Here is a 25,616-nt window from a genome sequence, read left to right on the forward strand (position 1 = left end):
TTATTTATCAGCTCAATTTGTTTTTCATTCGGGAAGATACGGAACTTAAAAGCCTTCTTCACTAGCATGATTTCACCTCTCCCCATGAGAACATACGTTCTTATTATAACGCAGTGAGTTTGTTTTGGCTATCGCCAATCGACATTCCTCTCCCCCTTATCACTGGGCTAAACCCTTCTCGCGATTGAAGAGGGAGTCTTCTGTCGTTAATGATAAATTTAAACAAACTAAAACAAATAAACGTTTATAGCGTCAATAAACTACCGTTATCTAAAGCCTGTAACATAGATTACATAGTAATCATAGCTACAGGTTTTTTTTATTTACTATTAAATTAATGCAGGTTAGTTTAATAAGAAATGCGATTACCCCTTTGTAATCGCACTGGTTAATTGATAAACAATACTGTTCATTCTAATGGATTTTTCTTTTTACTTGGATAATCAATTGAATTTGCTATCTCAACTAACATTTCAGGAGAGATCTTATCGGAAATTCTTTTATTTATACTAAGCCTACATTGCCAATTAGCTCTCTCAAAGACGAGAGCTTCAAACGATTCTGATATGTTAATAAATTTAGCTTTACTTCCGTTATTTAGGTTAAACACTTCAACGACCTTATCCTCGATTGGAATTTGGTGTTTAAGAGGTCTTACTGCTATTTCATATTGATTTTTAGGCGATTTATCATTTATAAAAATCAACTGGTGTTTAAAGATCAAAAATGTTGCTTTAAATGTAGCTTTGGAATAAAGTCTATCAAATTGATACTAATAACCTTGATAAACAAACAAAAAGAAAGAGCGTGTTTTGAAAAAAAGTTTGATCAAAACACGCTCTTAATATATTCTATTGAATCGTTTTTTTAGTTTAATCATTTTCTACCTGTGTTGCTACACAATCGCGCCCTTCGTTGAATATCAACGAATAGTAAAGTGAAGGAAAATAAAAACTCTCATGTATACAATCTATAAGTAATCTAAATTCGCCACATTGGGTTTTATTTATGTTAAATGACCATTAAAATGATGAGTTAAAGTTTACCACAATGCTTGCATCGTCCCCGCCTTTTTAAATAATAGGCTAAAATTGCTATCCCTAGAGATATTCCCCATGGCAACCAGAACAAAAAAGGAACAAATTGTCCCCAATTTTCATTGGTAATTGAGCCATTAACCATCATAAATATGATTTGTGGACTGAGCTTTAGCCCCGTTATCGTGATAATAGCCGACATCAACATTGCAGGAACCATAACAAACCATATTGGAATTTGTTTACCTGCTAGAAAAAAACACCACCGTGGAAAAATCACTCCCCATCTCTGAATAAGTCCAAGAGTTAGAATTCCACCGCCAATACATAATCCTCCCAGTATGGCTTCAACTATTACATTGTCTTCATTCCCAACCATTGATGAGTTGTTTGTCCCCAAAGGAATTCCTAACGCCCACGCCCATCGGACAATACCGTATGGCAATGCCATAATAACAGCTAAATAGGTAAACCACTTTCCCCACTTTGCTGTTGCTTTTGCTGATGATCCTTCTGTAGCCTCATTCCTGCCACAATTGCCACAAGCATTCTGTGTAAGACGAAAATATGCTATTGCAGAAGCGCCCCATATGAACCCACCAACTATACAAAAAACTTGATTAATAACTCTCCAATCTAGCAGATCAAAGTGAAGCAAAAACAAATAAGCAAAGTTCTGCACAATTCGTGAATCTGGAACTATAAATATAAGCGTCACACTCATTATCCAAGCATAGGAGAGAAATATTGCACGAGGAAAACGACTTCCCCATGTCATTTTCATCGCAATAGCTACCACTGTACCTACCAATCCAGCTATGGCAATGACTGGTCCCCCGACATCAACATTAAGATTTGATAAAAATGATCCCATCATTTCTGCCCGTAAATCGTTTTTACCGAAAGGAAATCCGTTGCCACCTAATAACCAGTACAGCCCGAGTAACCCGTATAGTAGAGACCATAGAGCAGCTGCATACCCAGTCCACTGCGGCCAACGCGACAGCCAGGAAAAATGTGTTGAATTATTGATATTTATTTTCGGTTCCATTTCACCCTCCCTAAAGCATTTTCATAATAAAAATTTAAATGTCATACTCCAAGATATAGTAACCCTTTTAATTAATTGGATTAACCTTCTAAAAAGATTCTTGCTAATTTTACCATTGTTTCCTTACTAAATTAACCTCCAATTACAATTTATTACTCCACCCATAATCTGGCCCTTTTCTGGAACAACTTTATTAACATTAAACATCTAATTTTTAATTTTTGGTTTTGTTTTTCCATAGTGGCCCCTGAAATCCAGAATCGTTTCCGTACCCCAATAAGTGTTTGTGCGTTACTTATATCTCAAGCTTGTAATATTGGAAAAGGGGGTAGTACCCCATACCCATCAAGCTAAGTTAAAACAAAACCCCAAAAAACGAAAAAACGCTATGCTTATCGTAAGAAGTTTACGAGAAGGATGGTGTTTTTTATGAATCCTATCAACTCCAGTGAACTGACACCTTTCGCACAAGAATTACAACGCTTTCTATCTCCAATAAGCCCTACAAGAAATCGCTGTTGATTTAAAATAAAGTTTGATAATTTGTAAAAAAGTTCGATAATTTATAAAAAAGATTGATAATTTAAAATAAAGTTTGATTAAAAGTCCTGTATGATATGCAGGACTTTTTTGTTCCGCAATCGGGCCATATAATTGAATAACATTCGGCAGTTAAATTTGATATTTATGTTAAAATAATTAGATATTGTGAAGGATTGTACTTAAAGTTACTGGCAGGTTAATGGAACAAGTAACCATATACTTTGATCAGACTGTTTGGTAAATGTGTAACAAAAATATTCAAAACTAAAAAGCAACGTAATAAATGACGCCTATCCAACTGATACTGATGTAAAGTTATTGGAGTAATTGTCACGTTGTAAAGTTCTGACCTACTCATTTCTTCTTATAGGATTTTCTACTAAAGCATCTGCTTCCACAGCTAACTTCTTTAATTCCCATAGGATGCAAGATTCATATTGTTATTTATTTATTTATTTAAGTTTTAAAAAAATAGTGTATAATTTTATAAGCGTGTGGCTAGATTTTTTCGCTTGTGTTTCGCAAGTGTTGACAAAAATGGTGGGAACATTAGCTTCTCCTATTCTTAATATTTACCATGTTGGTATTTGCCGATGTATTCGATTTTCACCGCATAATGAGTAGCCACACGTTTATTTATGGGGGAGTTTTATATGAGGGAATTTCACGATATAAAAACACGAAATGAACTTGCAGATTTTCTAAATGTTCCTAGGAAACAGCTTAGTTACGTATTGTATGTAAAAGGCATTAATAATTTATACACTTCGTTTGAAATACATAAGAAAAATGGTGGCATTCGTAAAATTAATGCTCCGTCAGAAGAACTCAAAGACATTCAACGAAAACTTGCAAAAGCTTTGTATAAGCATAAGAAAAAGAAGCGGGAGAAAAAAAATAATATCTCTCATGCATTTGAAAAAAACAAGAGCATTATAACAAACGCAAAAATTCATCGGAATAAAAGATTGGTTTTGAATATTGATTTAGAGAACTTTTTTGAAAGTTTTCATTTTGGTCGTGTCAGGGGTTTCTTTATTAAGAATAATAATTTCTTACTACCTATTGAAGTAGCTACAGTTATAGCACAAATATCATGTTATGAAGGAAAACTACCTCAAGGAGCTCCAAGTTCTCCAATCATCTCGAACTTAATTTGTGAGATACTTGACCACAGAATATTGAAAATTGCAAAAAAATATAAATTGGATTATACACGTTATGCAGATGACTTAACATTTTCGACTAATGATAAAAATTCCCTAGATCTACAAACGGAATTTTATAAAAAAATATCTAAAGAGTTAATACGAGCTGGATTTAAAATTAATGAAAAGAAGAAAAGGCTGCAACTTAGGGATTCCAGACAGGTGGTAACTGGACTTGTTGTTAATAAGAAAATAAACGTAAATAGAATTTATTACAAAGAGACTAGGGCAATGGCTCATCAACTCTATAAACAAGGAACTTTCGAGATTAATGGTGAACCCGCCACCCTTAATCAATTAGAAGGAAGATTTGCCTTTATAAATCAACTAACTTGGTACAATAACAAAATAGATGGTGGCAATCATAATTTTTATAATTTAAGTTCGAGAGAACTTCAATATCAAAAGTTTCTATTTTATAAATACTTTTTTGCTAATCCCAAGCCACTAATTGTGACGGAAGGTAAAACGGATATTGCTTATTTAAAATCAGCTTTAAAAAATCTCTACAACGAATATCCTAATTTAATTACTAAAAATAGCGATGGAACATTTGAGTTTAAAGTATCTTTTCTACAGAAAACAAAGAGATTAGGATACTTTCTGGGAATTTACAAGGATGGGGGCAGTGCACTAAATAATATATATAATTTCTTTGATTCTAAGAAACCCGCTCCTAATTATTTGAGTTATTTTAAAAAGATAAGCAACACTTTACCAAAAAACCCCGTGATTTTAATGTTCGATAATGAGATTAAGAGTGGGAGAAAAAAACCTATAGGTACATTTCTTAACCATGCGAAGCTTGATGATAAAAAAAGGGGCATTTTAGAAAATAAATACATGGTTGATATTATTGATAATTTATACCTTTTAACTGTACCTCTAATTGGTGGGAAGTCCGAATGTGATATAGAAGACTTATTTGAAAACATTACCCTTTCGCATAAAATTGATGGAAGAAATTTTACAAAAAAGGATAATTATGATGTCTCGAAATACTATGGCAAAGAAATGTTCTCTAAGTATATTTTAAATAACTATTCCGATATTAACTTTAATGAATTTAGATCGGTTTTAGATAACATAAACAATATAATAGACATATACACGAAGGGGCTTGTAGATACAGGGCATGATCTAGAAGCAAAAAATATAGATAAGAGTAGTGCGGACAAAGTGCCTTTAGAAATTTAAAATATTAATAATAGATTGGCACTATATTTGTAATGAGGTTTATCACTACTCAAAAACATAAATCCAATTTGTGAAAATCGACTTTAAGCAGCATATAAATGGACTTCACTATCGTGAGGTCCATTTTTTCTTATGTCGCTAACGGGGCAGCATTCCTGTAATAACTGAAAGTATATTAGAGATTGTGAAATAATCTCCTTAAACAATAGGGTGCGATGCTTAAATAAGGCATTGCTTTCGTTGTTCAACTAAGGCAGTTTACTTTAATAATTTCATTGTAATATTTATCCTATTTTGGACATCCCTTAATAAAGAAGGGGGAAATACTTATGTACAAAAGATTATTTATTTGTTTGTTGCTAAGTTTATCAATCATGTCTGCCTGTAATTCAGAGCCCAAAAGTTTTATTGGAGAGAGTGATAATTGGAAAGCTAAACTCAATACAGCTTCAGATGGTAAAGTTGAAGGGTTCGTATTGAGTTATATAGGGTCTGATATGCAATCAATTGGGTTATTTAATGCAGGTGTTCATGCTGGGAATTTTGGATTTAAATCAAGTGGTGCAGAGTTAAATGAGGATGGGAAATTTGTATTTGATGTAGAAGAAAACCCCAATGATATGGTTGTGAAAAAAGCCAATGAGATTATCACTACTATCGAATGGGATGGAAATACTGAAGAAATAACATTAAGCGACCAATAATTGAATTATAAAGGTGATACTTTGTAAGGGAGTATCGCTTTTTTTATTAAAGTAACGGTTAGGCGCGACAAGTTCTGTTATAAGCGCTTTGCAATGATCTTCCGTTAAAGCACCCGATTGCGGAAGATCGTTATTATAGGGGAAAGCACCCGTTTGCACAATAACGTTTCCATTATATAAACTATCCAAATCGATTAGAAATACTTTTGGATATTCCACTCTAGATTCCAGATACTGGTAATGTATCATCAACAATGATAGCAACTATACTAATAAGGCTTGAATCCTTCTTGACTTATTAAGATTTGATCTGTTGTAAAGTGTTCTTTTAGTTTTTCCACAGTTAGTAAATGCGTGTTTTCTCCATACCACATTTCAACATCTTTCTCATCATATAACTCTTTAATTTTAAGTTTTTCAGTTCTTTTTCCTTGGCTTCCATCACCTGTATAGAAATCATCTATAACAATACGATCAACAACTTTAGAGAGTGTCTCAGGAAACTTTTTTGAAAACGGTAAAACAGGTGCTACTGCTATTTGTACAGGTAAATGATTATCTCGCAGTTGACTAATTGCTTTAAGCCTTGCTTGAATTGGAGGGGCATAAGGAGAAAACTTTTTACGAATTAATTCATTATCTGTTTCAACTGTCATGCTAATTCTTAACCTATTTTTCAATTGCAAGAATAAGTCAATATCTCTTGTAACTAGGGGACTTCTTGTTTGAATAAACAAGAAGTCTGGTGGCATATCTATCATTCCTTCAAGTAAAGATCTGGTAATTTTATCTTTATATTCTATCGGTTGATATGGATCCGTACTCGATGACATGAAGATAGTGACTTTTTTCTTCTTTTTCTTTAGATTTCCTATTTCTTTTACTATTTTTTCTTTAACTTCTTGTTTAACATCGATCCATGTTCCCCACTCTTGTTTTCTAAAAAGACCAATAGGGCTCTGTCTCACATAGCAGTAAGAACAAGCAAATGAGCAACCTGCATAAGGATTTAATGAATGACTATATTCATATAAAAATCCACTAGTAGGGGTTAATATCTTTTTAGGATTTTTATAAGCAATATTTATTTGATTAATGTAAATACACCACACTTTTTAACAAGGGTATTTTATAAGATAGATAGTTTTAATCATTTATAACTTTTTTTAACTACAAGGTGTTTAATCTCATCATTTCCAGAGGTGATAAATTCTAAAATCCCTTCTGGATAAGTTGGTTTTTGCTTTAATTGTTCTATGGTGCACCAAGTCAATTGTACCTCTGGTCTTTCATTATGTATTATCGGTTCTATTACTTTGTTTCCACCTGTACACCAATGAATTAAGGTGCAGTCGTGTCTTCTTTTTCCTTCATACTCAACAATACTCTCATTGATACAAGCCAGATCACCGACACCTATTTGCAAATCAAATTCCTCAATTAATTCTCTTTTAATTGCTTCTGATGCTGTTTCACCAAATTTAATACCCCCACCAGGGAAACGATAAAAACTTTCCTCTAGATCGCATTGCACAAGTATTTTTGTTCTATCTTTGTTTATTATTATTCCTTCTGCTCGTAACAGTGGCTTTTTCAAAACAACTCTCTCCTTGTGATTTGAGGTTTAAATGAAGACTATTCAAGATAAATACTTGAAATTCCTTCTTAAAGTAAACTGCCACTATAATTTAAGTACAATCTTTCACAAACACAATACTAGCAATACCATAAGTATTCAATTTATCTTTAGATTCTTCCTCCATTAAATGGCCCTTTAATGGAATGTACGGTGTGAACAGGGGGAAAAGGGAGCGATAACTTTCAAACCCTTACCTATCTGTATGAGTAAAACTTCTTAGGAGATCGATATTTAAAAAGGAGTCCAGTGAGAGTTATAGAATTATTTTACAGATATGCAAATATGTAATCGGGGGTGAATCATTTGGCTATAAGTTTTTCTAAAGAGAAGTTAAATAAAGCTAGAGATTATTTAATGAATAAAGGTAGGAAGTTAGAACGTGAATTATTTAAATATCATTTTGAAGATGGAACCTCGGAATCTGTAATATATGAGTTATCTAAGTACCAAGGGGAAAATGGTGGATTTAAAGATTTAGGTGAAGGAGATAGGGTTAAAGAAAATGCCATGGATACCAATATGGCTTTTCACATTCTTCACGAAATTAATGCCAGTAGCAGCGATCCAATTGTTCGAAAGGGAATTGAATTTATTGTAAACTCCTATGATTATAAGCTTAAATACTGGCATCCAAATCCAACAATTTCCCCTGTTGAATCTATTATGTTAAATGATAAATGGGCAAACCCGTGTGCAGAGTTGATAGGATATTTATATGATTATAAAGAACTGGTTTCAAATAATTTCCTAATGGAAGTTACAGAAGTAGCAATGAAGAAATTACCTTTGTTAAATAAAGACGGGTGGTTTGCAACTCTTTGTTTCTTACGTTTAGCAGAAAGATTGGAAGAACCAAATAAAGATATAATTTTAAATAAGGTAAGACAGATTATATTCGAAATAATTGAAACTAGACAGGAAGTATGGGCAAACGAATATTGTGCAAAACCATTTTGGTATTCCCCTACTCCTAATAGCCCATTATTTCCTTTAATAAATAATTATGTTATTTCATGTTTAGAAAATGAAATCCTCACTCAGGATCTTGAGGGTAATTTCATTTTAAATTGGGAAGCTGGTTCGGGAGAAATTGAATGGAAAAGCATAGTAACAATGGAGGTTTTAAGAACACTAAAAAACCATCATATGATTGTGAGTTAATCTTGAAGAAAGGAGTTAATATTAAAATGAACAAAATTTCTAAGGATCAGTTTAAAAAAGCAAAAGGATTCATAAAGTCAAAAGCAAGAGAATTAGAACGTTGCAGGTTTGAATTTGAGTTTGAACATGGTAGTAAGGAAAATATTTTAACTCAGTTAAAAGTATATCAAAATGAGGATGGTGGCTTTGGTAATGGGATTGAACCTGATTTTTGGTTACCAAGCTCATCTCCAATGGCTACATGGGCAGCAGGGCAAATTTTGATGGAAATCGGTGCCGATAAAAATGATCCAATGGTTAATTCAATGATTTCTTATTTGGTACATACATATCATATTGACAAAGGAATGTGGGATTCAGTACTACCTGAGAATAATGAATATCCTCATGCCCCTTGGTGGCATTGGCAAGAGGGCGTTCAAGAAAATTGGATGTATAATCCCAGTGTAGAACTCGCTGCTTTTCTTGTACATTGGTCTCCAAATCAAAGTAAAGCAGCTGAAATAGGGTGGAATTCAATAGACAAAGCAGTAAATTATTTAATGAATAAGAGTAATATGGATAAGCATGAAATCAACAACTTTCAGCAATTAATTAAAATAATAAAAAATTATAAATCTACTTTTGAGGCAAAGCTTCAATATTCGTTGGAAAGCGTTTCACAAAAAATAATGATGCTCGCCGAGCAATGCGTTGATAAGGATGTATCTACTTGGACAGAAGGATATAGAGCTCTTCCATTAGATTTTATTGATAATCCCGATAATCCACTTTGTGAAAGGTTTGGTACACTGGTTGAAAAAAATTTGGATCTGTATATTGAACAAATGTCTGAAGAAGGAATTTGGGACATTTCGTGGAGTTGGGGGAGTTATCCAGAAAATTTTGAAGTAGCTAAAAGATATTGGAAAGGTATCCTTGCTGTTAATAGATATAAGCAATTAAAGGAGTTCGGTTATTTGGAATAGATGTTCTTTAAATAATACATTAGCTTGTTAAGTGGGTTGTATTAATTGAAGAATGATAAGCTATTTACATTCGTGTTATTTTAGTTATTCCATTTATAGGGCGCTTTTCTGAAATAAGGAAAGCGTCTTTCTTCATGAATAGGGCCATTTAGTGGAGTAAGGCTTATTGAGCGAAGGGCAGGATAGTTAAAGAAGGTATTTATTAAATTGTTAGATATGATATAAGCAAAAAAACACTCTCTTTTTTGAAAAGAGAGTGTTTTTTATAGACTTCAATCACAATTATATAATTTTCAGAATAATAAGTCTATATTTATTTTTTTTTCTAATTTATAATCAATCACATAGAACCTATAAAAACGAATGAAAGGATGATTTTATATTGTTTAATCAATCTCCATATGATATTCGAATTGAATGGGGAAGACGTGGGGCACGAGAAGCAGCCGAAAGAGAGGATATTGTTATAATCGTTGATGTTCTAAGTTTTTCTTCCACTGTTATTTCAGCTTTAAGATATGGTGCAAGAATATATCCTTATCCTCCAAATTTGGATGGGAGCGAGTACGCAAAAAAAGTTGGTGCTGAATTTATTTTAGGAAGAGCTGAAGCTGCTAAAATAGGAAAACCAACTTTGTCTCCCGTATCATTTAACAAAGAACATTCTAAAAAGAAGTACGTTATGTCCTCGCTTAATGGAGCATTTTGTACATGGATTTCTTCAAAGGTACCGGCTCTTTTAATCGGTTCGTTAATAAATGCATCATCAGTTGCTTCAGTTGCCAATCGATTAAAATTAGAAACTAAAGTAAATATAACGGTTGTTCCTTGTGGTGAACAATGGAGTGACGTTAGAGAGAATGAAGATACTCTTCGTCCATCAATTGAAGATTATTTAGGTGCTGGTGCTATTCTTTCTTACTTAGATGGTGAAAGGTCACCTGAGACTGAAGTTTGTATTGGCGCGTTTCATAATGCAAAACCCAGAATAAATGAATTGATTTGGGAATGTGGGAGTGGTAGAGAATTACGAGAACGTGGATTTGAAGGAGATGTAAAGCATTGTGGTCGTTTAAATGTTTATCAAACAGTACCAATTTTATATAAAGATCATTTTGTTGCTGCCCCTTAAAAAGCAAAACCTTTCTTCAACTGACGAAAAGCGTATGGTTATACAAACTGTGGTAATACATGTATTTAATTAATTCTGGAGGTTAATTATGAATCGAAAACCACGAGTGATCACTATCACAGCTGTTTCTGGAGGAGGAAAGACCACGATAACAAAACAATTGTTGAATAAATTATATAATTCTAAAGCTTTGTATTTTGATAGTTATGAATTTGAAGATTGTCCAGATGATATTTGTAAATGGGTTGATAAAGGAGCAGACTACAATGAATGGAATCTGTCCCCATTAATTAAAGATATTCAGTTCCTTCTTAATAATCATATTCAATCTCTTAATTATATCTTGCTAGATTATCCTTTTTCATATTTGAACAGCAAAATGCGTGAATATATTGACTTTACTATATATATTGATACACCTTTGGATATTGCGATGGCGAGACGTATACTAAGGGATTTTACCGAGAATCCAATTCACGATGTACGAAATGATTTAAGTAATTATTTATCTCGCGGAAGGACGGCATATTTAGAATTGGAAAGGTCAGTAAAACCCAATTCAGATATTGTCATTGATGGTTCATTACCTACGACTTTAATTATTGGTCGAATAATAGAAGAAATAAGAAACAGGAGCTTGTGACTTATTCAATTTAGTTAGGAGCTTCTATTCACACTGCGTTCAAACATTGGGGCAGTTGTTTAATTAACGTTAGCTAACTTTAAGCTGAAATAGGAGGCAGGCTGTCTTTGAATGAGATTGTTTCAAAAACCATTAGTAAATCAATAAAAGAACTACTATCCTATGCCACTTCTGAAGATAAAATTAATCAAGAATATGAGAAATACATAAAATCACAAATTCGAAAGTTATATGAAATTAAATTTGAAGGAGAAACAGTTGGGTGCGTAGGTATAGAGTTAATCAGTCCCGAAAAATGTGAAATAAAACATATCTCCGTATCACCAACTGAAAGAGGAAATGGAATAGCCAGTAAAATGATTAAGTATGTTATTGAAAAACATGAGTTAACTTTTGTTATTGCGGAGACGGACAAAGATGCAGTTGAGTTTTATCGAAGCTACGGATTTGAAATAACTAGTCTTGGGGAAAAATACCCGGGTGTTGAACGATTTTTGTGTGAATTTTATATTTGAGCTTCTTACATTATAAGGCGCTTTTCTGTAACAAGGAAAGTGCCTTATTTATGTAAAGGACCATTTAGTTGAAGAACTTATGTTTTAATAAGAGGTTTTCGTAAAAAAAAAGGCGAAGGTATGTAAGTAATATACAAAGGTTAGGAAGGAACGAAGACATGATTGAAAAATTTACAATTAATATTTCAGGACTAAACAGAGAAAGATTGATAAGAGTTTGTCTTCCAAAAAGGTATGAGAGTTCTAATAAAAATTATCCAGTCTTATATATGCATGATGGACAGAACTTGTATAGAGATGAAGACTCATTTTTTGGTTCTAGTTGGAGAATTGCTGATTGTCTTGAGGAAAGTGGTCTAGAACTTATTGTTGTTGGTATTGATTGTAACTCAGAAGGGACAAAACGATTTGATGAATACGGTCCTTGGGTAAGTGAAAAAAGCATAAATAGAGGTTTATCCATAGATGAATCAATTGATTTAGGTGGAGAAGGAGAACAATATATTGATTTTATCGTAGAAGAATTAAAGCCATATATCGATGATAAGTACAAGACAATAGTAGATGATACGGCAATCGCAGGAAGTTCATCAGGAGGAATTATTTCTACTTATGCAATGTGTAAATATCCGTCTATATTTAAAAGAGTAGCTGCACTTTCTAATGCTTATTGGTTAAGTCAAAAAGAAATAGAAGATTTTGCTAAAAAAAGTGATTTATCAGATATAAAAAAGTTTTACTTTGATGTAGGAACGAAAGAACAAACAGCCACATTTGGTTCGGATGTTTATGTTAACTCTAATGTTTCTTTTAAGAATGTAATTGATGAGAAGAATATCGATTACCAGTTTAAAATTATTGATGGTGCAATCCATAATGAAGGTGCTTGGCGAGAACGGTTTCCTGACATTCTTCAATACTTATATATAAACCAATAATATAAGGCCTTCTTCAACGAATGCTAGAGTTCAATAAGTACAAACAAGCCAACTTCAACAGCCTTTGATCTTCAACAATCGGGCGCGTTTCTTCAATAAGAAGGAACGCCTTTTTAATACAGCAAGTGGGCAGTATATTCAAATAAAAGTTAGAATAAATTTCCTCTTTAAATAGGGGTTTTCTTTTTATTGACGAAGTAATATTGGAAATGAAAAGTTTGTTAGAGGTGAAGTGAATGAAAAGATTTGATCCAGTTGTAGCAGCGAAACAATTTATTGATAAGCACTTTCCAAATTGCCAAGGGGCTTTATTAGCAGGAAGTGTAGTTAGGGGAGAGGCAACAGAAACTTCTGATCTTGATATTGTCATTTTTGATAAAAGACTTACTTCATCATATAGAGAGTCTATGTTTGACTTTGGATGGGCAATAGAGGTTTTTGCCCATAATTTAACTTCATACAAATATTTTATCCAAATGGATTGCAAAGCTGCAAAGCCTTCTATGCCAAGAATGATTTCTGAAGGGAGTATTTTAAGAGATGAAGGAATCTTAGAATCTATAAAAAAAGAAGCGAAAGATATATTAGAGAAGGGACCTGAAATATGGTCTGAAGAAATTGTTAGTACAAAGCGATACTTTATAACTGATGCACTTGATGATTTTTTAGGAAGTAATAACCGAGCTGAAGAAATATTTATAGCTAACACATTAGCCGATCTTGTTCACGAATTTGTTTTAAGAACTAATCGTCAGTGGATTGGTTCTTCGAAATGGATTATACGTGCTTTGAATCAATATGATGAGAAATTTACCGAAGAGTTCGTAGAAGCCTTTAATGTTTTTTATATAACAGGTGAGAAAAATAAGGTTGTTGAATTAGTAGATAAGGTTTTAGAGCCCTACGGTGGGCGTTTATTTGAAGGATTTTCTTTAGGAAAAGGAAAAGATAATCCATAAAACTTTATTAAGCAATCGGGCGCAATTCTGGAATAAGAATTACGCTCTTTCTTAATGAATAGGGCCAGATTGTTGAGGAACGTTTTTAGCAAAATTGGATATTTATAATAAAATATTGTGAAGGTTTTCACTTAAACTAACTGGCAGGATTGTTGAATAAGTTTTATATAAAAAAATGAACACTAAATGTGCAAAAGTAAAACAATATCATTAAAATGAGATAAAAATAAAAAATGGTTATCGGAGGTAAATCATGAAAAATGAAAAATGTGACTTGATAAACACGAACGATGTTAAGGAAAAGAAACTTGAAGTGATTGATGGATACACGATAAAGTACCATGCAAACGGAAAAACTATATGGTCAAAGGGGAAAATAATTGAAGATAAGCCAGAGGGCTATTGGGAATGGTATCGTCCCGATGGCACAATAAAACGTTCAGGATATTTTGAAATGGGTGAGCCTGTTGGTGAATGGGTGACCTATGATAGCAAAGGTGAAAAATACAAAACCACCAATCGTAACAAATAATAAATAATAGGATAGGTTTTGTTTCTTGTCTATTGTGGAAATAGCATCTTAATAATTTTTACCTTATTAGATAGAGATGCATTGCAACATAATGTGTAGGTGAACTACTCACCACTTAGCTACGCTTGAAGTGGGAGCTTCTCACTTCCATGAAGAAAGCAACCTTTCTTCTCCATGAGCGTTACTTCGGGTAGTTCCTACCCTAGATGTCCGAAGAATCGGAGTTCTTTCGTACCTTGGATATTTTACGCATGGAAGGATCAGCTTGGTTTTCACATTTTTATTTCTCCATGCAACCTCATATATCCAGTTATCAAAGAACATCATAGCTATATTTTATGATAATACTAAATTTTGAGCTACCGCCCAACCGAAATTCATCTCCCCCTTATCGTTGGGCTTCGCCCTTCACACGATTGAAGAGGGAGACTTCTTTCGGGACATGTTAAATTTGACGGACACTTATTTTTCAATGGGAATTGCCTTTTCTTATTGAAGTAACGGGAGCATTAACACAATAAGGAGTTGTCGAATGCGGCAGCTCTTATTATGCTATAGAGGCAGAATAGTGGAACAAGACGAATTAATTGGGAGGTAAAAATGAATTGTGTCAAAGTAAGTGTTTTTTTAAGCATAATGTTATTTTTTTTGATGGGTTGTTCCGATAAACAAATTAGTTTTGAAGAACGTATCGAACAACAAATTCAGAATGCTTCTTCAGAATCAATTATTCATTACGAGGTTAAAGGTAATTACGTCTATGTTTTCTATACTGACCATGAAATGTTAAGATACCAAGCATTTAAGTTATCAGGTAGAAGCATAGACTGGGTAGATGGCTCTGGAGGTTCAGATATAAAAAAGGGTGGCTTTTCAGCATCGAATAATCCAGATATCCCCTTTTCTTTTTCTTACTTCACAAGTAATAATCCAGATGTAAAAGATGTGTTAGTTCCATGGACAGGAAGCTAAATATATAAGGGTAAATGATACCATTTCTTTTTGGGTTGCATTTACAGAAACCCCGTTTGAACGAGGAGATTTCGTTGTATTATCTTATGAAGGTGATGAAGTTGATTTAGTAATATATGAATAGTAAATTTGTATCTTATTAAAGTAACGGGTGCTTGAACGAAAGAACAATATAATCTTAGGGGATTGGGATTGTGAGAAAATCATTTTTTGTTTCTATCTTAGTAATCGCTTTTTTAATTGTAAACGGTTGTAGTCTTAATAATATAGAGAAAATTAAAGCGGATTATTTTGATATTGGCTTAGGACAGAGTTTGTACAGTGGATATAATAAAGTGGAGCAGGAAACTGTTCAGTCACTTGTAGATGCATACAATCAAATTGAATATATTGGACAAACCAACCAACAAATCAATTATGACAAGGCAGTAACAATAACATTTGTCTTTAATGACCAAATTTCAGGCATGTTAGTTTTAGATGATAAGGGGATTTTTCATCTACATGATAATGTTGAAGAAAATTATCAAATCGAGCCAAACAATGATTTATATGAACAAGCAATTGAGATATATAACGATTTGAAGAAACAATATTAAAATTTCAAGGGGAATTTTGACCCGTTCATTTGTGAAAATTTTCTCTTAAACTAAAGGGGCAAGAGTTGAAGATCGATATGGATCGGCAGCTCTTTTTTCTTATTGAATTAAAGGGCAGGATTATTTAACAAGGAATATGGAGGGTTATGGTAAAATCACCGTAATGAAGGGGGGAGAAAATCATTTTTTCTTTAATTGCATTTTCTGCTTTGATTATAGCGATAGTGTCGACTTTTCTCGCTATTAGAGGTAAGTATCAATTTTACTGGATTTCTGCCATTGCAATTTATATTTTCAGCTTTATAGCAGGGTTTTCGATAGGACAAATGACAGTTGGTTTAACCTTTATACCATTAACTTTGGCTATTGGATATTCTTTTGGTTGGATAAAAAACAAAACACACAGCATTATTTTTCTTTGTTTAGGTATTTTAATTGGATTCCTAATGGTTTTTTATGTAGAGGATGCTTGGTTGTTTTATCCGTTATTTCCGCTATTCAATTAACGGGTGCTTTTCTTCAATAAGACTTTACAATGATCTTCAACAATCGGGCGCTTTTCTGAAATAAGGAAAGCGTCTTTCTTCATGAAAAGGGCCAGATTGTTGAACAAGCTTCTTCAATTATTTGGCAGATTACTTCAAGAAGAAGAAGGAGTAATTTGGGATTGTAAAAGAAGTTGATTTTTCAAGAAGAATTGTTTATGATATGAAAAATATAAAAAATTCTGTGATGAAGAGAGTAGTTATGACAATGTCTAAAGCGAGTTAGGGGTGGTGGAAGCCTAATAGTCATATCATAATGAAGCGCACTTCTGAGAAGCAGCCTGAAAACAGTAGGGTTTAGCCGGTTAAAACCGTTACAAGTATAGTAAGAAGGTTCATGATGAACAAAAAGAGTGGTACCGCGGGTAATCTCGTCTCTAATAGGAGGCGGGATTTTTTTATTTTTATAAAGCAAAGGAAGGTGTTTTAGTTGAAATTAAAAAGGATTTATGCCGAAGAAATTGCATTGCATTTACCTTCATTCTCTCAAAGTGAAGTTGAACAGTTAATTGAGAAGCCTAAGTTTGAAGAGCAAGGTGACTTGGCTTTTCCTTGTTTCTCTCTTGCTAAAATCTTAAAGAAGTCTCCACAGGCGATCGCATTGGAATTAGCGAATAAAATCCAACATCCCCTTTTCGAAACAGTTGTGGCAAATGGGCCTTACGTAAACAGTTTTCTAAATAAGCAAACTGTTAGTAAAGAAATTCTAGAAACAATTTTAAAGGAAGGCAAAAATTATGGTTTTGTTCAGATGGGGGAAGGTAAAAACATTGTGATTGATTTTTCCTCTCCCAACATTGCTAAACCTTTCTCAATGGGACATTTACGTTCAACAGTAATCGGCAATGCTATTTCAACCATTGCAGAGAAGTGTGGTTACACTGTTAAAAAAATTAATCATCTAGGAGATTGGGGAACTCAATTCGGAAAACTAATCGTCGCGTATAAAAAGTGGGGCAATGAGAGTAATGTAAAAGAAAATCCAATTGAAGAATTATTGTCACTTTATGTAAAATTTCATACTGAAGCTGAGTCAAATCCTTCTCTAGAAGACGAAGCTAGATCATGGTTTTTAAAATTAGAAGAAGGTAATGAAGAGGCTCAAGCTCTTTGGAAATGGTTTAGAGATGAATCACTTAAAGAGTTCTTTAAAATATATGAATTACTGGATGTTACCTTTGATTCTTACCAAGGGGAGGCTTTTTATAATGACAAGATGGACCGTACAATTGAGAAGCTAACAATTTTACAACTCCTTACTGAATCCGAAGGGGCAGAAGTCGTTGATTTAACGGAGGAAAACCTACCACCATGTTTGATCAAGAAATCGGACGGAGCGACGTTGTATGCCACTCGAGATTTGACTGCTGCTGTTTACAGATATGAGAATTACAACTTCGAGCAAGCAATTTATGTAGTCGGACACGAGCAAAGCTTACATTTTAAACAAGTCTTTCTTGTCTTAGAAAAGATGGGTTATTTATGGGCTAAAGGGTTGAAGCATATTCCATTTGGCTTCATTTTGAAAGATGGCAAAAAGATGTCTACTCGAAAGGGAAAAGTGGTGCTTTTAGAAGAGGTAATTACAGAAGCGATCGCTTTAGCAAAACAAAGCATTGAGACTAAAAATCCTGATCTAGAAAACAAAGAGGAAGTAGCTAAAATGGTTGGTGTGGGCGCAATTATCTTTCATGACTTAAAAAATGAACGACAAAATAATGTCGAGTTTTCACTCAATGACATGTTGAGATTCGAGGGAACGACAGGACCTTATGTACAATACACTCATGCAAGAGCTTGTTCGATTTTAGAAAAAGCAAAGTATAACGAAAAAAGTTTGAATGTTGATGGACTAACAGATAGTCATAGCTGGTCTGTTCTAAAACGACTCATGGAGTTTCCTGTTGTCATTGAAAAGAGCTTTTCTCAGCATGAACCTTCACAAATTGCAAAATATCTTATAGATGTATCTCAGGAGTTCAACAAATATTATGCCCATGTCAAAGTTCTAGCTGATGATAACCTTTTAGAGAGTAGACTTGCATTAGTAAAGGCAGTTACGATTGTTTTAAAAGAAGGACTGAGATTACTGGGAATAAAAACACCAGATAAAATGTAACTCTTTTTGTCATTAATAAAATATAGAACTGGATATAGGCCTGGAATAAAATAAGGGGAGTTGTCCAACAGCAGCTCCTATTTTAATTAACGTGGCAGAAGAGTGGAATAACGTTTATATGATTACTAGCATAGTAATTGGAGGTGTATTTCCCTTGAAAACTTATTCTATTTTGTTCATTGTTGTAGCTTTAATGCACACGATTACTCTTGTGAATATCACTATTTTTAGTGGTGAATGGAACGGAATTGTTCTGTTTCTTTCAACTACCTTGTTTGTGATTGCGGTGTTCTATTATTCAATAGAATTTAGAGCCAACAGAAATAGAAATCGAAGCTCTAATTCTAATTCTTATAAATGATTTTTCACTAAACCAGCTAATAGGAGCTTAGTGATCTTCAGCAATCGGGCGCGTTTGTTGAACAAGAATTAAAAGGGTGATACATATTATACATGACTAATATGTATCACCCTCTATTTTTTAAGACTTTTTACGATTTAGGTCTTGATAAAATGCTAGCGGACATTAGGAATCCTATCATGTAAAAAGAGATAGGATTCCTTTTCAGTTTTATTCCGTTATGTTATCTTCTTCGTATGTTAAGGTGCGTAATCGACCATCTCTGATTTCTTCAGGAAGTATAAATGAATAACGCCCCACTATGTTAATATGTTCATGTCCAAGTGGAGAAAGCCTGGCAATATCATCATCATCCAGTACGTGACCACGATTGCGAAGAACTTGAAGTGCGGATTCCGTATAACGAGTATTCCAGACCACAATTGCATTTACGACTAACCCCAATCCACCCAGTTGATCTTCTTGACCTTCTCGGTATGCTTGTTTGAATATTTTTCTTAATTATTCATTGACTAATTCAGATTTATAGTTTTTAGGAACACGATCAATGATGGTTAATATATCATCATCAAAGTAAAACCCTCTGTATACTTTTTTAGAGCGTGTTTTCTTACCTGCAAGTAAAATATCTAATCCTAAGTCTATTTTTCCTCACCAGACAATACAGATAAGATAAAGAACTAATGAAAGGCTGATGACCATGACTGAAGAAAAAACAGAGCAATATGAGCTTGAAAAAAAGCTGGATGAACTGAGTAAAAAGCTTGATAACTTGGAATCAAAAGTTAACAGGCCAAGTACTTTCGGGCAAAACGTATGGGTTCTAATTCCGATTGCGGCAATTATCATGTGGGGGCTAACGAATATTCTTTAAAAAAAACGGCTAAGCGGATAATAAATATCATGATTTTTTTGGGGGAAATCAAACCCAAAAATAAGGGGAAAAGACCAAAAGATAAAATACTAGCCTTAAAGGCTAAAAGGTTGCTATCAAGGCAACCAAAACCTTACTTGTAAGGGGATAGAGTAATAGTTTGGTAATCATGAAAATAAAGAATTTAAATAAAGGGGGTAAAATTATGTCTAGAGAAAGTAAATTAAACTTGTCTGATTTTGTTAATGGTGATCGATTTGAACTGAATTCATACCTGACTTATTTATTGAATCAATTTTATGATAATTTTCCGGATCAGTCGGAAGATAGAATGGTAAAACAATAGATTAAAGAATAAAGTAAATTGAAAGGGTAAATGAATGAGGAAATAGTACCGAGTGAAATTAATAGGGAAGGTGAATGCTAGCCCACCGCCCCCCTTGCTGTTAAGAAATTATACGAAATATTTTCACTCCCGATCACGTAACAATTTATATACTATTTCTTGAGATTCGCCCTTGCTGTACTTAACAATAAAATCAATCAATAGTATCTCCAGTACTCGTTCAAGTGTAAAAGGGTGATTAGGGAATACCTGCGCTATATCTGAAAGCATAACCTCTCCTCGTAACGCTTCCTTTCTTTTCATCCGACAAAAGAACGTTTCTATCTCATCATCAACAGGTTTTTTCCTTACTGGATAAAGAGGCACTTCCTCTATATTTTTTTCATCATATTTGTTTAATCGAACGTTAGGTGTTCCTTGGTCATACTCAAGAAGAAGCTTGTAAGTTGCTTTTATATCTTGTTTTCGCCTTACATAATCAATAAAGTCACTCCATAGCATCTCCACAAGGTGCCCTAATTTAAATCGTTCCTCTGTTAACTCATACACATCATCACATAACACCTGGGCTCTAAAATATATATCACGTGGCAGCATTAATCTTAATTCAGTGTTCATAGAAATGAAGATCCTCGCCATAAAACGAGACGACTTTAACTCTTGACCGATTAGATTACGTTCACTAAATGCCTTCAAAGTGAATGCCTCCCCTAATGAAAAATATAGAATCGGTTAAAAGTCGATGAGTTGCCTCTCTAATACTGCAGCTCCACTCGATTGAGAAGCTAACGATATGTCTATATAATTCCTCGTCGGCTTTCACATGAACAATGAATTCAGATTTAATGTAAGGATGCTCATGAAATTCTTTGTTATTTTTAATTTGTGTTCGAAGAATTTCGGTACAAAATTGAGTCATCGATTGTCGTTTAGTCCTAGCACTCCACAAAACAAACTCACGATCATCATCAGAAATGGGAACACGAATATCAACCTTTTTATCAGAGCGTTGTTTACGATCAATTTTAGTTTTCCGTGGACGTCTTTGTTCATTAAGCATCGGATTTAGGTACGCCATCCCCTTCTCTCCTTCACTTCATTTTTTCTATTTTGTTCAAATAGCCCTGGTCCCCCCGTCTGTTAGTCCGCTTGGTATGATTTCAAGTACGTGGGGGATACTGACGTCTCCCAACTTGGATCGACACATCGCCCATACCAGGACTAAACACTTTTGGACTAGCAGTAGATTGCTCTTGCGCTCTTCTTTGTACATGTCTGGTAGATTCATTACGACTACTTTTAACTACTTGCCGAACTTCCACTGGTTCAATAGTCTTTTGGTTAAGCCACAACTCTTCATCCTCTTCTTTCCACAACGGAGATGGTAAAGACATGCCTCTTTTTAAATAAGGATCTACTATTCTAGAAAACTGTTTTGTGTGCCCAGCAATAAATAACGCTGCTCTTATAATTTGACTACGATCTAGATGGGTAGCATGAAAAACATTCTCCACATACTCTTTGTACACATCCTCATATCTCACCGTAGGTCTATACATATAAACCCCTCCTGACGTCTTTTTGACGTGTCTTGACTCACGTTAATAGAACAGGTTTCCCCCTTCCTATTCTAATAGCGAGACGCTTTCTCACGTCTTTGATAAATGGTATTAGATACCGCTTGTCCCATATGTGTAACTTTTTTTAGATTAGGTGTATATTTTTTTCGTTATTGGACATTACTGGTTAAAAAAACAGGAGGGAATAGCTTTATGTGGGGATTAAATAAGAAAAGATCGAAATTGGGAAAGTGGTTAGATAAACGATCTTTAGAACAAAAAGATTTAGAGAAGGTTTCCAAAGTAAGTCATAAAACTATTTCTAAGGCGTGTAATGACACTGAATACGTTCCTAGTCAAAGTGTAATGAAGAAGATATTAAATGCGGTTCGTAAGCACGACCCTAATGCAAAGATGAGCGATTTCTGGGATATGTAAACTAAATTATTGTTTTGTTTATATATTCTTGGGTTACTGAATGGGGTACTGCCAATCAAATGACGTTAAGGGATGGATCTTGATAAACATGCTAAATATAGCAAAGCACAATTGGGATAATTTTCACTTGAAGTTTCTCACTTGATTGAAAAAGTAAAAAACTAAGAGAAAGAGAGAAATTGGTCGATTTCAGGAGGAAAACAAGGATATTTCAATCTAAAATGAATTATTTGAATATTTTTAATAATGAGATTATGGTGTATAGTACAAGTATCAACTCAAGATAAAAGTTCTTGAAAAGGTTAACTCTCACAAGGATCCATTAGTAGTGAGAGTGCATTCAGGAACTACAGTATCTTGGAGATTGATACTATATCCAAGATCTTTATGGTAATGATTTCAAATCATCGTCAGGACGATCTGGATTAAATAACTTCTATATAAGAAGGCTATTTAACCAACGTCAAACCCAAAGGGTTTAAGATGAAAGATGGAAGGAATTACCGGACAGGTTAGGCAGAAGGGATAAGGTAGCTGATGAATAATCAGTATTACCTGCTCAATGCCAGTCTCAGACGATTTCTATCGGATGAGAATAATCGTGGCAACACGGTTATTGGATGAGTTAATGGAAAGGAGTCTGGGAAGAATGGATATAGTGGAAACTACGTAAGCCTCATTTATTGACGAATGTCGATAAATGAGGCTTTATGTTTGTGTGACGACCTTACTCCTGGACTCGTTCTTCTGCTCATCTGCAAAACAGTTGCACCATTTTATCCCTTTGGATTTGGTTATTATTGTGCTATCCAATGTAAATTCTATTCAGAGGATCATACCCTTCAAAAGCGTGATATTGACTCGTTTTTTAGTGAACTCGGGAAATCCATGTATTCAAGTGGGATGATGATTTCTACAACTGATCAGTGGAGCAAACATGCTGAAGAAACATTACAGGAACAGTTGTAACAAGTTCTGAAATCCCGTTATTTAGATTGTTTTGGAGCTCTTTTAAGAAGGAATCAAAGTTGACTCGTTCTCAAGAAAAAAAGAGGACAAAAAAGTCATTTTTCTAAATTAGAATCTTCCACCTAATTCTTTTTAGACTTTATTTTTTCTCGATTACTCCATAACCTTCTAGTAGCTTTCTAATTGCCATATTAATTAGTTTAGACTTATCCCCTTTTTCTCCTCTTGCAGCGATTTTGTCGACTTCAGAAGCCAAGTCAGGATCCATATAGAAAGAGGTAAAAACTTTCTTCAGTTTTTTCTTCGAAGCTTTTTTCCCTGAAGCAAGATTCCGAAGGTAACTATCATCTTCATCATCAACATCAACATCAACATCAACATTATCATTATTGACATATGTTTTATCTTCTATGTCATTGATGCCATCTTTGTTATTTTTAGTTATGTTATCAGTGTTATCATTTATTTTATTATTGTTTTCAATTACTTTTTTATTATCATCTTTGTTATTAGTGTTACCTTCATTATCATCTGTGTCATATGCATTAAAAAATGCCTGAGTAGCATTCGGTTTTTTGATCTTATCTTTAAGGTTGTTTTTATCGGACACGTTCTTTCAGCTCCTTTACAAATGGAATGTAATATTCTAATGCATTTTTTAATTCAGAGTTTCCATCAAAACCCGAAATAGCTAAACGTCTGGTGGCAGCCTTTCTTCTGATTATCGAATTGAACTTCAGGTTAGGATAATCTTCATCGACGGCCTCTTGCATTACATCGTTTTCTTTAGCTCTAGCATCAATTAGGGAAAACAAAATACCAGCTGTTTGTAATGTCGGGTTATACCGCTCTTTAGCCCCTTCAATGATTTCTAAGAACTTCGGAATAGCATAATAAGCAAACATCGACCCATCAAACATAATCACGGCATAACTGCCAGCTTCTGAGTATGTACTTAAGGGCATTACGGTTTGTTCTGATAGAGACGGTGGTGTATCGATAATAATCCAATCATAATCTTCCATAACGGGTTCGAGTGTTTTCTGTAGCGCATCTAGTTTTAGGCCCTGTTCAAACATTCTTCTTGGTAAAGTGGCCAGGAAATCATTGGAAGGGATCATGTCCAGGTTCTCTTTGATTTTGATGATACAAGAACGAGCATCTTCATTCAGGATGGCCTCTAAAATGGTTTTTTCCTCAAAGACGTTACATATGTCATACTCACCGGTTAGGAAGTTGGTTAAATTCCCTTGTCCATCCATATCAATGGCTAAAACTTTCTCCTCTTTGCTTAATAGATAAGAAGTGATCCCACTACTGGTAGACTTAGAACAGCCGCCCTTACTAATCCCAAATGTAATTATTTTTGCAGTCAACATTAACACCTCTTTCAATAATAATATATACAAATACGTTACCTATAAATTTATTATTGTGTTATACACATAAATAAACACTAATGACAATTTAATGATTAACATTAACATATATGATGACATATATGTTAATGCATGTGATGACATCACTATTAATTTACTGTGGACATTATTTTTAAAATATATATATTAATAGATTTCTAGGAGCAAACAAGAAATCCTGCTATGAGTAATTGATTTTCTATAGACGTTGTTTGGAAGTCTATTAATTAAATAAAATAACAATGTAAAAATGTAATGAAATATTATTTTCTTTTCTTTGAGTTATAGCAAAAACAAATACAACAATAATTATAAGATATATGTTATTGTATATGTTGTTTATATATTTAATTTAAAATTATATGCAAACATTATTTTATGTAAAAGGATGAAAATGGTTATTTAATAAACTTTTGATAATCTTCATTCAGGACGGTCTCTAAAATATTTTTTCTCGAAGGCGTTACATACATCATACTCACCGGTTAAAAAGTTAGTTTCATTCTATTGTCCCTATCAAAGGCTAAAACCTTTTTCTTATTGCTTAATAGATAAGAAGTAATGCCCTTGCTGATTCCAAATGTTATTATTTTTGTAGTCAACATTAACATCTATTTCAATAATAATATATTCAAATACTTCAACAATAATTTTATCATTGTGTTATATATAATTTTAACACTATCAATAATTTCAAGTCTAACATTATTTTTAAAAATGATATATATATTGTGGTATATGTCATAGTATATGTTAAACAATCATGTGAAAGTTTTCTTTACTTAAATTATAAATTTTATGATGAAGAAGAAGCTAAACTAATTTATGAAAAAATTAAAAGTAACTATAGCCATCTTTTGTCCAACCTGTGTGATATGTTAGAAGAAGAAATGACAAAGATAAAGTAGATGTTTTATGAAAATGGTTAAGGTTATTCCAAAAGGGCGCGTTTCTAAATTTAGGGACGCGTCTTTTTCATGTATTGCGCCAGATTGTTGAACAAATCACCTTTTCTTATTAAATTCGGAGTTTACATCAAAACCTTAAATAGCTAAACGCCTAGTGGAAGTCTTTCACATCGACCCATCAAACATTACCACTGTATAACTTTCAGCTTTTGAGTATGTACTTAAGGGCATTACGGTTTGTTCTGATAGAGACGGTGGTGTATCGAAGATACTCCATTCGT

At 33.5% G+C, this 25,616-nt stretch carries 25 protein-coding genes, 1 pseudogene and 1 other annotated feature; of the genes and pseudogenes, 16 read left to right on the top strand and 10 right to left on the bottom strand.

Annotated features, from left to right (window positions below):
- On the bottom strand, positions 1-86 hold an 86-nt coding region (locus SAZ04_RS23580; protein ID WP_332698667.1), incomplete at its 3' end, for a helix-turn-helix domain-containing protein.
- A gap of 949 nt (positions 87-1,035) precedes the next feature.
- On the bottom strand, positions 1,036-2,088 hold the full coding sequence (locus SAZ04_RS19710) for a hypothetical protein (RefSeq protein ID WP_332698613.1): 1,053 nt from the start codon (positions 2,086-2,088) through the stop codon (positions 1,036-1,038).
- Between the two features lie 1,196 nt (positions 2,089-3,284).
- Between SAZ04_RS19710 and SAZ04_RS19715 the strand changes: the two genes are divergently transcribed.
- Together SAZ04_RS19715 and SAZ04_RS19720 are read left to right on the top strand one after the other, a co-directional pair.
- Positions 3,285-5,036, top strand: a complete 1,752-nt coding sequence (locus SAZ04_RS19715; protein ID WP_332698616.1) for a retron Ec67 family RNA-directed DNA polymerase/endonuclease — start codon at positions 3,285-3,287, stop codon at positions 5,034-5,036.
- A 329-nt stretch (positions 5,037-5,365) separates the two neighbouring features.
- A complete protein-coding gene (locus tag SAZ04_RS19720; RefSeq protein WP_332698619.1) occupies positions 5,366-5,740 on the top strand; it encodes a hypothetical protein in 375 nt (124 codons plus the stop codon).
- 269 nt (positions 5,741-6,009) lie between these two features.
- On the opposite strand, the gene SAZ04_RS19725 is transcribed toward SAZ04_RS19720, so the two are convergent.
- Together SAZ04_RS19725 and SAZ04_RS19730 are read right to left on the bottom strand one after the other, a co-directional pair.
- A complete protein-coding gene (locus SAZ04_RS19725; protein WP_431309036.1) occupies positions 6,010-6,852 on the bottom strand; it encodes an SPL family radical SAM protein in 843 nt (280 codons plus the stop codon).
- A gap of 38 nt (positions 6,853-6,890) precedes the next feature.
- A complete protein-coding gene (locus tag SAZ04_RS19730) occupies positions 6,891-7,337 on the bottom strand; it encodes an NUDIX domain-containing protein (RefSeq protein WP_332698622.1) in 447 nt (148 codons plus the stop codon).
- Between the two features lie 345 nt (positions 7,338-7,682).
- On the opposite strand from SAZ04_RS19730, the gene SAZ04_RS19735 reads away from it, so the two are divergent.
- The 11 genes from SAZ04_RS19735 (at position 7,683) to argS (ending at position 18,462) form a co-directional block, all read left to right on the top strand.
- Complete coding sequence (locus SAZ04_RS19735) at positions 7,683-8,540, top strand: hypothetical protein (protein WP_332698625.1); 858 nt, start codon at positions 7,683-7,685, stop codon at positions 8,538-8,540.
- Positions 8,474-9,508, top strand: coding sequence for a hypothetical protein (locus SAZ04_RS19740; protein WP_332698627.1), 1,035 nt, complete (start codon positions 8,474-8,476; stop codon positions 9,506-9,508). The genes SAZ04_RS19735 and SAZ04_RS19740 overlap by 67 nt, the downstream gene beginning before the upstream one ends.
- A gap of 382 nt (positions 9,509-9,890) precedes the next feature.
- Positions 9,891-10,640 carry a 2-phosphosulfolactate phosphatase gene (locus SAZ04_RS19745; RefSeq protein WP_332698629.1) on the top strand — a complete coding sequence of 250 codons (750 nt, stop codon included), beginning with the start codon at positions 9,891-9,893 and terminating at the stop codon, positions 10,638-10,640.
- 88 nt (positions 10,641-10,728) lie between these two features.
- A complete protein-coding gene (locus SAZ04_RS19750; RefSeq protein ID WP_332698632.1) occupies positions 10,729-11,283 on the top strand; it encodes a nucleoside/nucleotide kinase family protein in 555 nt (184 codons plus the stop codon).
- Positions 11,284-11,390: 107 nt separating this feature from the next.
- On the top strand, positions 11,391-11,798 hold the full coding sequence (locus tag SAZ04_RS19755; protein ID WP_332698634.1) for a GNAT family N-acetyltransferase: 408 nt from the start codon (positions 11,391-11,393) through the stop codon (positions 11,796-11,798).
- A gap of 158 nt (positions 11,799-11,956) precedes the next feature.
- Positions 11,957-12,736, top strand: coding sequence for an alpha/beta hydrolase (locus tag SAZ04_RS19760; protein ID WP_332698637.1), 780 nt, complete (start codon positions 11,957-11,959; stop codon positions 12,734-12,736).
- Between the two features lie 236 nt (positions 12,737-12,972).
- Complete coding sequence (locus tag SAZ04_RS19765) at positions 12,973-13,695, top strand: nucleotidyltransferase domain-containing protein (RefSeq protein ID WP_332698640.1); 723 nt, start codon at positions 12,973-12,975, stop codon at positions 13,693-13,695.
- Positions 13,696-13,948: 253 nt separating this feature from the next.
- Complete coding sequence (locus SAZ04_RS19770) at positions 13,949-14,227, top strand: toxin-antitoxin system YwqK family antitoxin (RefSeq protein WP_332698643.1); 279 nt, start codon at positions 13,949-13,951, stop codon at positions 14,225-14,227.
- A 600-nt stretch (positions 14,228-14,827) separates the two neighbouring features.
- A complete protein-coding gene (locus SAZ04_RS19775) occupies positions 14,828-15,199 on the top strand; it encodes a hypothetical protein (RefSeq protein ID WP_332698645.1) in 372 nt (123 codons plus the stop codon).
- A 194-nt stretch (positions 15,200-15,393) separates the two neighbouring features.
- A complete protein-coding gene (locus tag SAZ04_RS19780; RefSeq protein WP_332698647.1) occupies positions 15,394-15,798 on the top strand; it encodes a hypothetical protein in 405 nt (134 codons plus the stop codon).
- Between the two features lie 720 nt (positions 15,799-16,518).
- Positions 16,519-16,725, top strand: a binding site (T-box leader).
- A gap of 48 nt (positions 16,726-16,773) precedes the next feature.
- Positions 16,774-18,462: an arginine--tRNA ligase gene (argS, locus tag SAZ04_RS19785; RefSeq protein WP_332698649.1), complete on the top strand. Its 1,689-nt coding sequence runs from the start codon at positions 16,774-16,776 to the stop codon at positions 18,460-18,462.
- A 571-nt stretch (positions 18,463-19,033) separates the two neighbouring features.
- Here the strand turns inward: argS and SAZ04_RS19790 are convergent.
- Positions 19,034-19,306: pseudogene (locus SAZ04_RS19790) on the bottom strand (Tn3 family transposase); the annotation flags it as partial.
- A 217-nt stretch (positions 19,307-19,523) separates the two neighbouring features.
- Here SAZ04_RS19790 and SAZ04_RS19795 point away from each other — a divergent pair.
- Positions 19,524-19,697, top strand: coding sequence for a hypothetical protein (locus SAZ04_RS19795; protein WP_332698651.1), 174 nt, complete (start codon positions 19,524-19,526; stop codon positions 19,695-19,697).
- A 469-nt stretch (positions 19,698-20,166) separates the two neighbouring features.
- Here SAZ04_RS19795 and SAZ04_RS19800 read toward each other — a convergent pair whose 3' ends face one another.
- The 3 genes from SAZ04_RS19800 to SAZ04_RS19810 form a co-directional block, all read right to left on the bottom strand.
- A complete protein-coding gene (locus SAZ04_RS19800; protein WP_332698653.1) occupies positions 20,167-20,739 on the bottom strand; it encodes a hypothetical protein in 573 nt (190 codons plus the stop codon).
- Positions 20,726-21,121 (bottom strand): hypothetical protein, encoded by a 396-nt coding sequence (locus SAZ04_RS19805; RefSeq protein ID WP_332698655.1) that lies wholly within the window; start codon positions 21,119-21,121, stop codon positions 20,726-20,728. The genes SAZ04_RS19800 and SAZ04_RS19805 overlap by 14 nt, the downstream gene beginning before the upstream one ends.
- 82 nt (positions 21,122-21,203) lie before the next feature.
- The gene (locus SAZ04_RS19810) at positions 21,204-21,602 is read right to left on the bottom strand and encodes a hypothetical protein (protein ID WP_332698657.1); all 399 of its coding nucleotides are present in this window, start codon (positions 21,600-21,602) and stop codon (positions 21,204-21,206) included.
- Positions 21,603-21,815: 213 nt separating this feature from the next.
- Between SAZ04_RS19810 and SAZ04_RS19815 the strand changes: the two genes are divergently transcribed.
- Together SAZ04_RS19815 and SAZ04_RS19820 are read left to right on the top strand one after the other, a co-directional pair.
- Entirely contained in the window at positions 21,816-22,040 is a 225-nt protein-coding gene (locus SAZ04_RS19815) for a helix-turn-helix domain-containing protein (RefSeq protein ID WP_332698659.1), read from the top strand.
- 714 nt (positions 22,041-22,754) lie between these two features.
- The gene (locus SAZ04_RS19820) at positions 22,755-23,009 is read left to right on the top strand and encodes a restriction endonuclease (protein ID WP_332698661.1); all 255 of its coding nucleotides are present in this window, start codon (positions 22,755-22,757) and stop codon (positions 23,007-23,009) included.
- Positions 23,010-23,148: 139 nt separating this feature from the next.
- On the opposite strand, the gene SAZ04_RS19825 is transcribed toward SAZ04_RS19820, so the two are convergent.
- Together SAZ04_RS19825 and SAZ04_RS19830 are read right to left on the bottom strand one after the other, a co-directional pair.
- Entirely contained in the window at positions 23,149-23,619 is a 471-nt protein-coding gene (locus SAZ04_RS19825; protein ID WP_332698663.1) for a ribbon-helix-helix domain-containing protein, read from the bottom strand.
- Entirely contained in the window at positions 23,609-24,388 is a 780-nt protein-coding gene (locus SAZ04_RS19830) for a ParA family protein (RefSeq protein ID WP_332698665.1), read from the bottom strand. The genes SAZ04_RS19825 and SAZ04_RS19830 overlap by 11 nt, the downstream gene beginning before the upstream one ends.
- Positions 24,389-25,616: the final 1,228 nt, after the last annotated feature.

Source organism: Halalkalibacter lacteus, from assembly GCF_036663595.1.
GTDB lineage: Bacteria > Bacillota > Bacilli > Bacillales > Bacillaceae_D > Halalkalibacter > Halalkalibacter lacteus.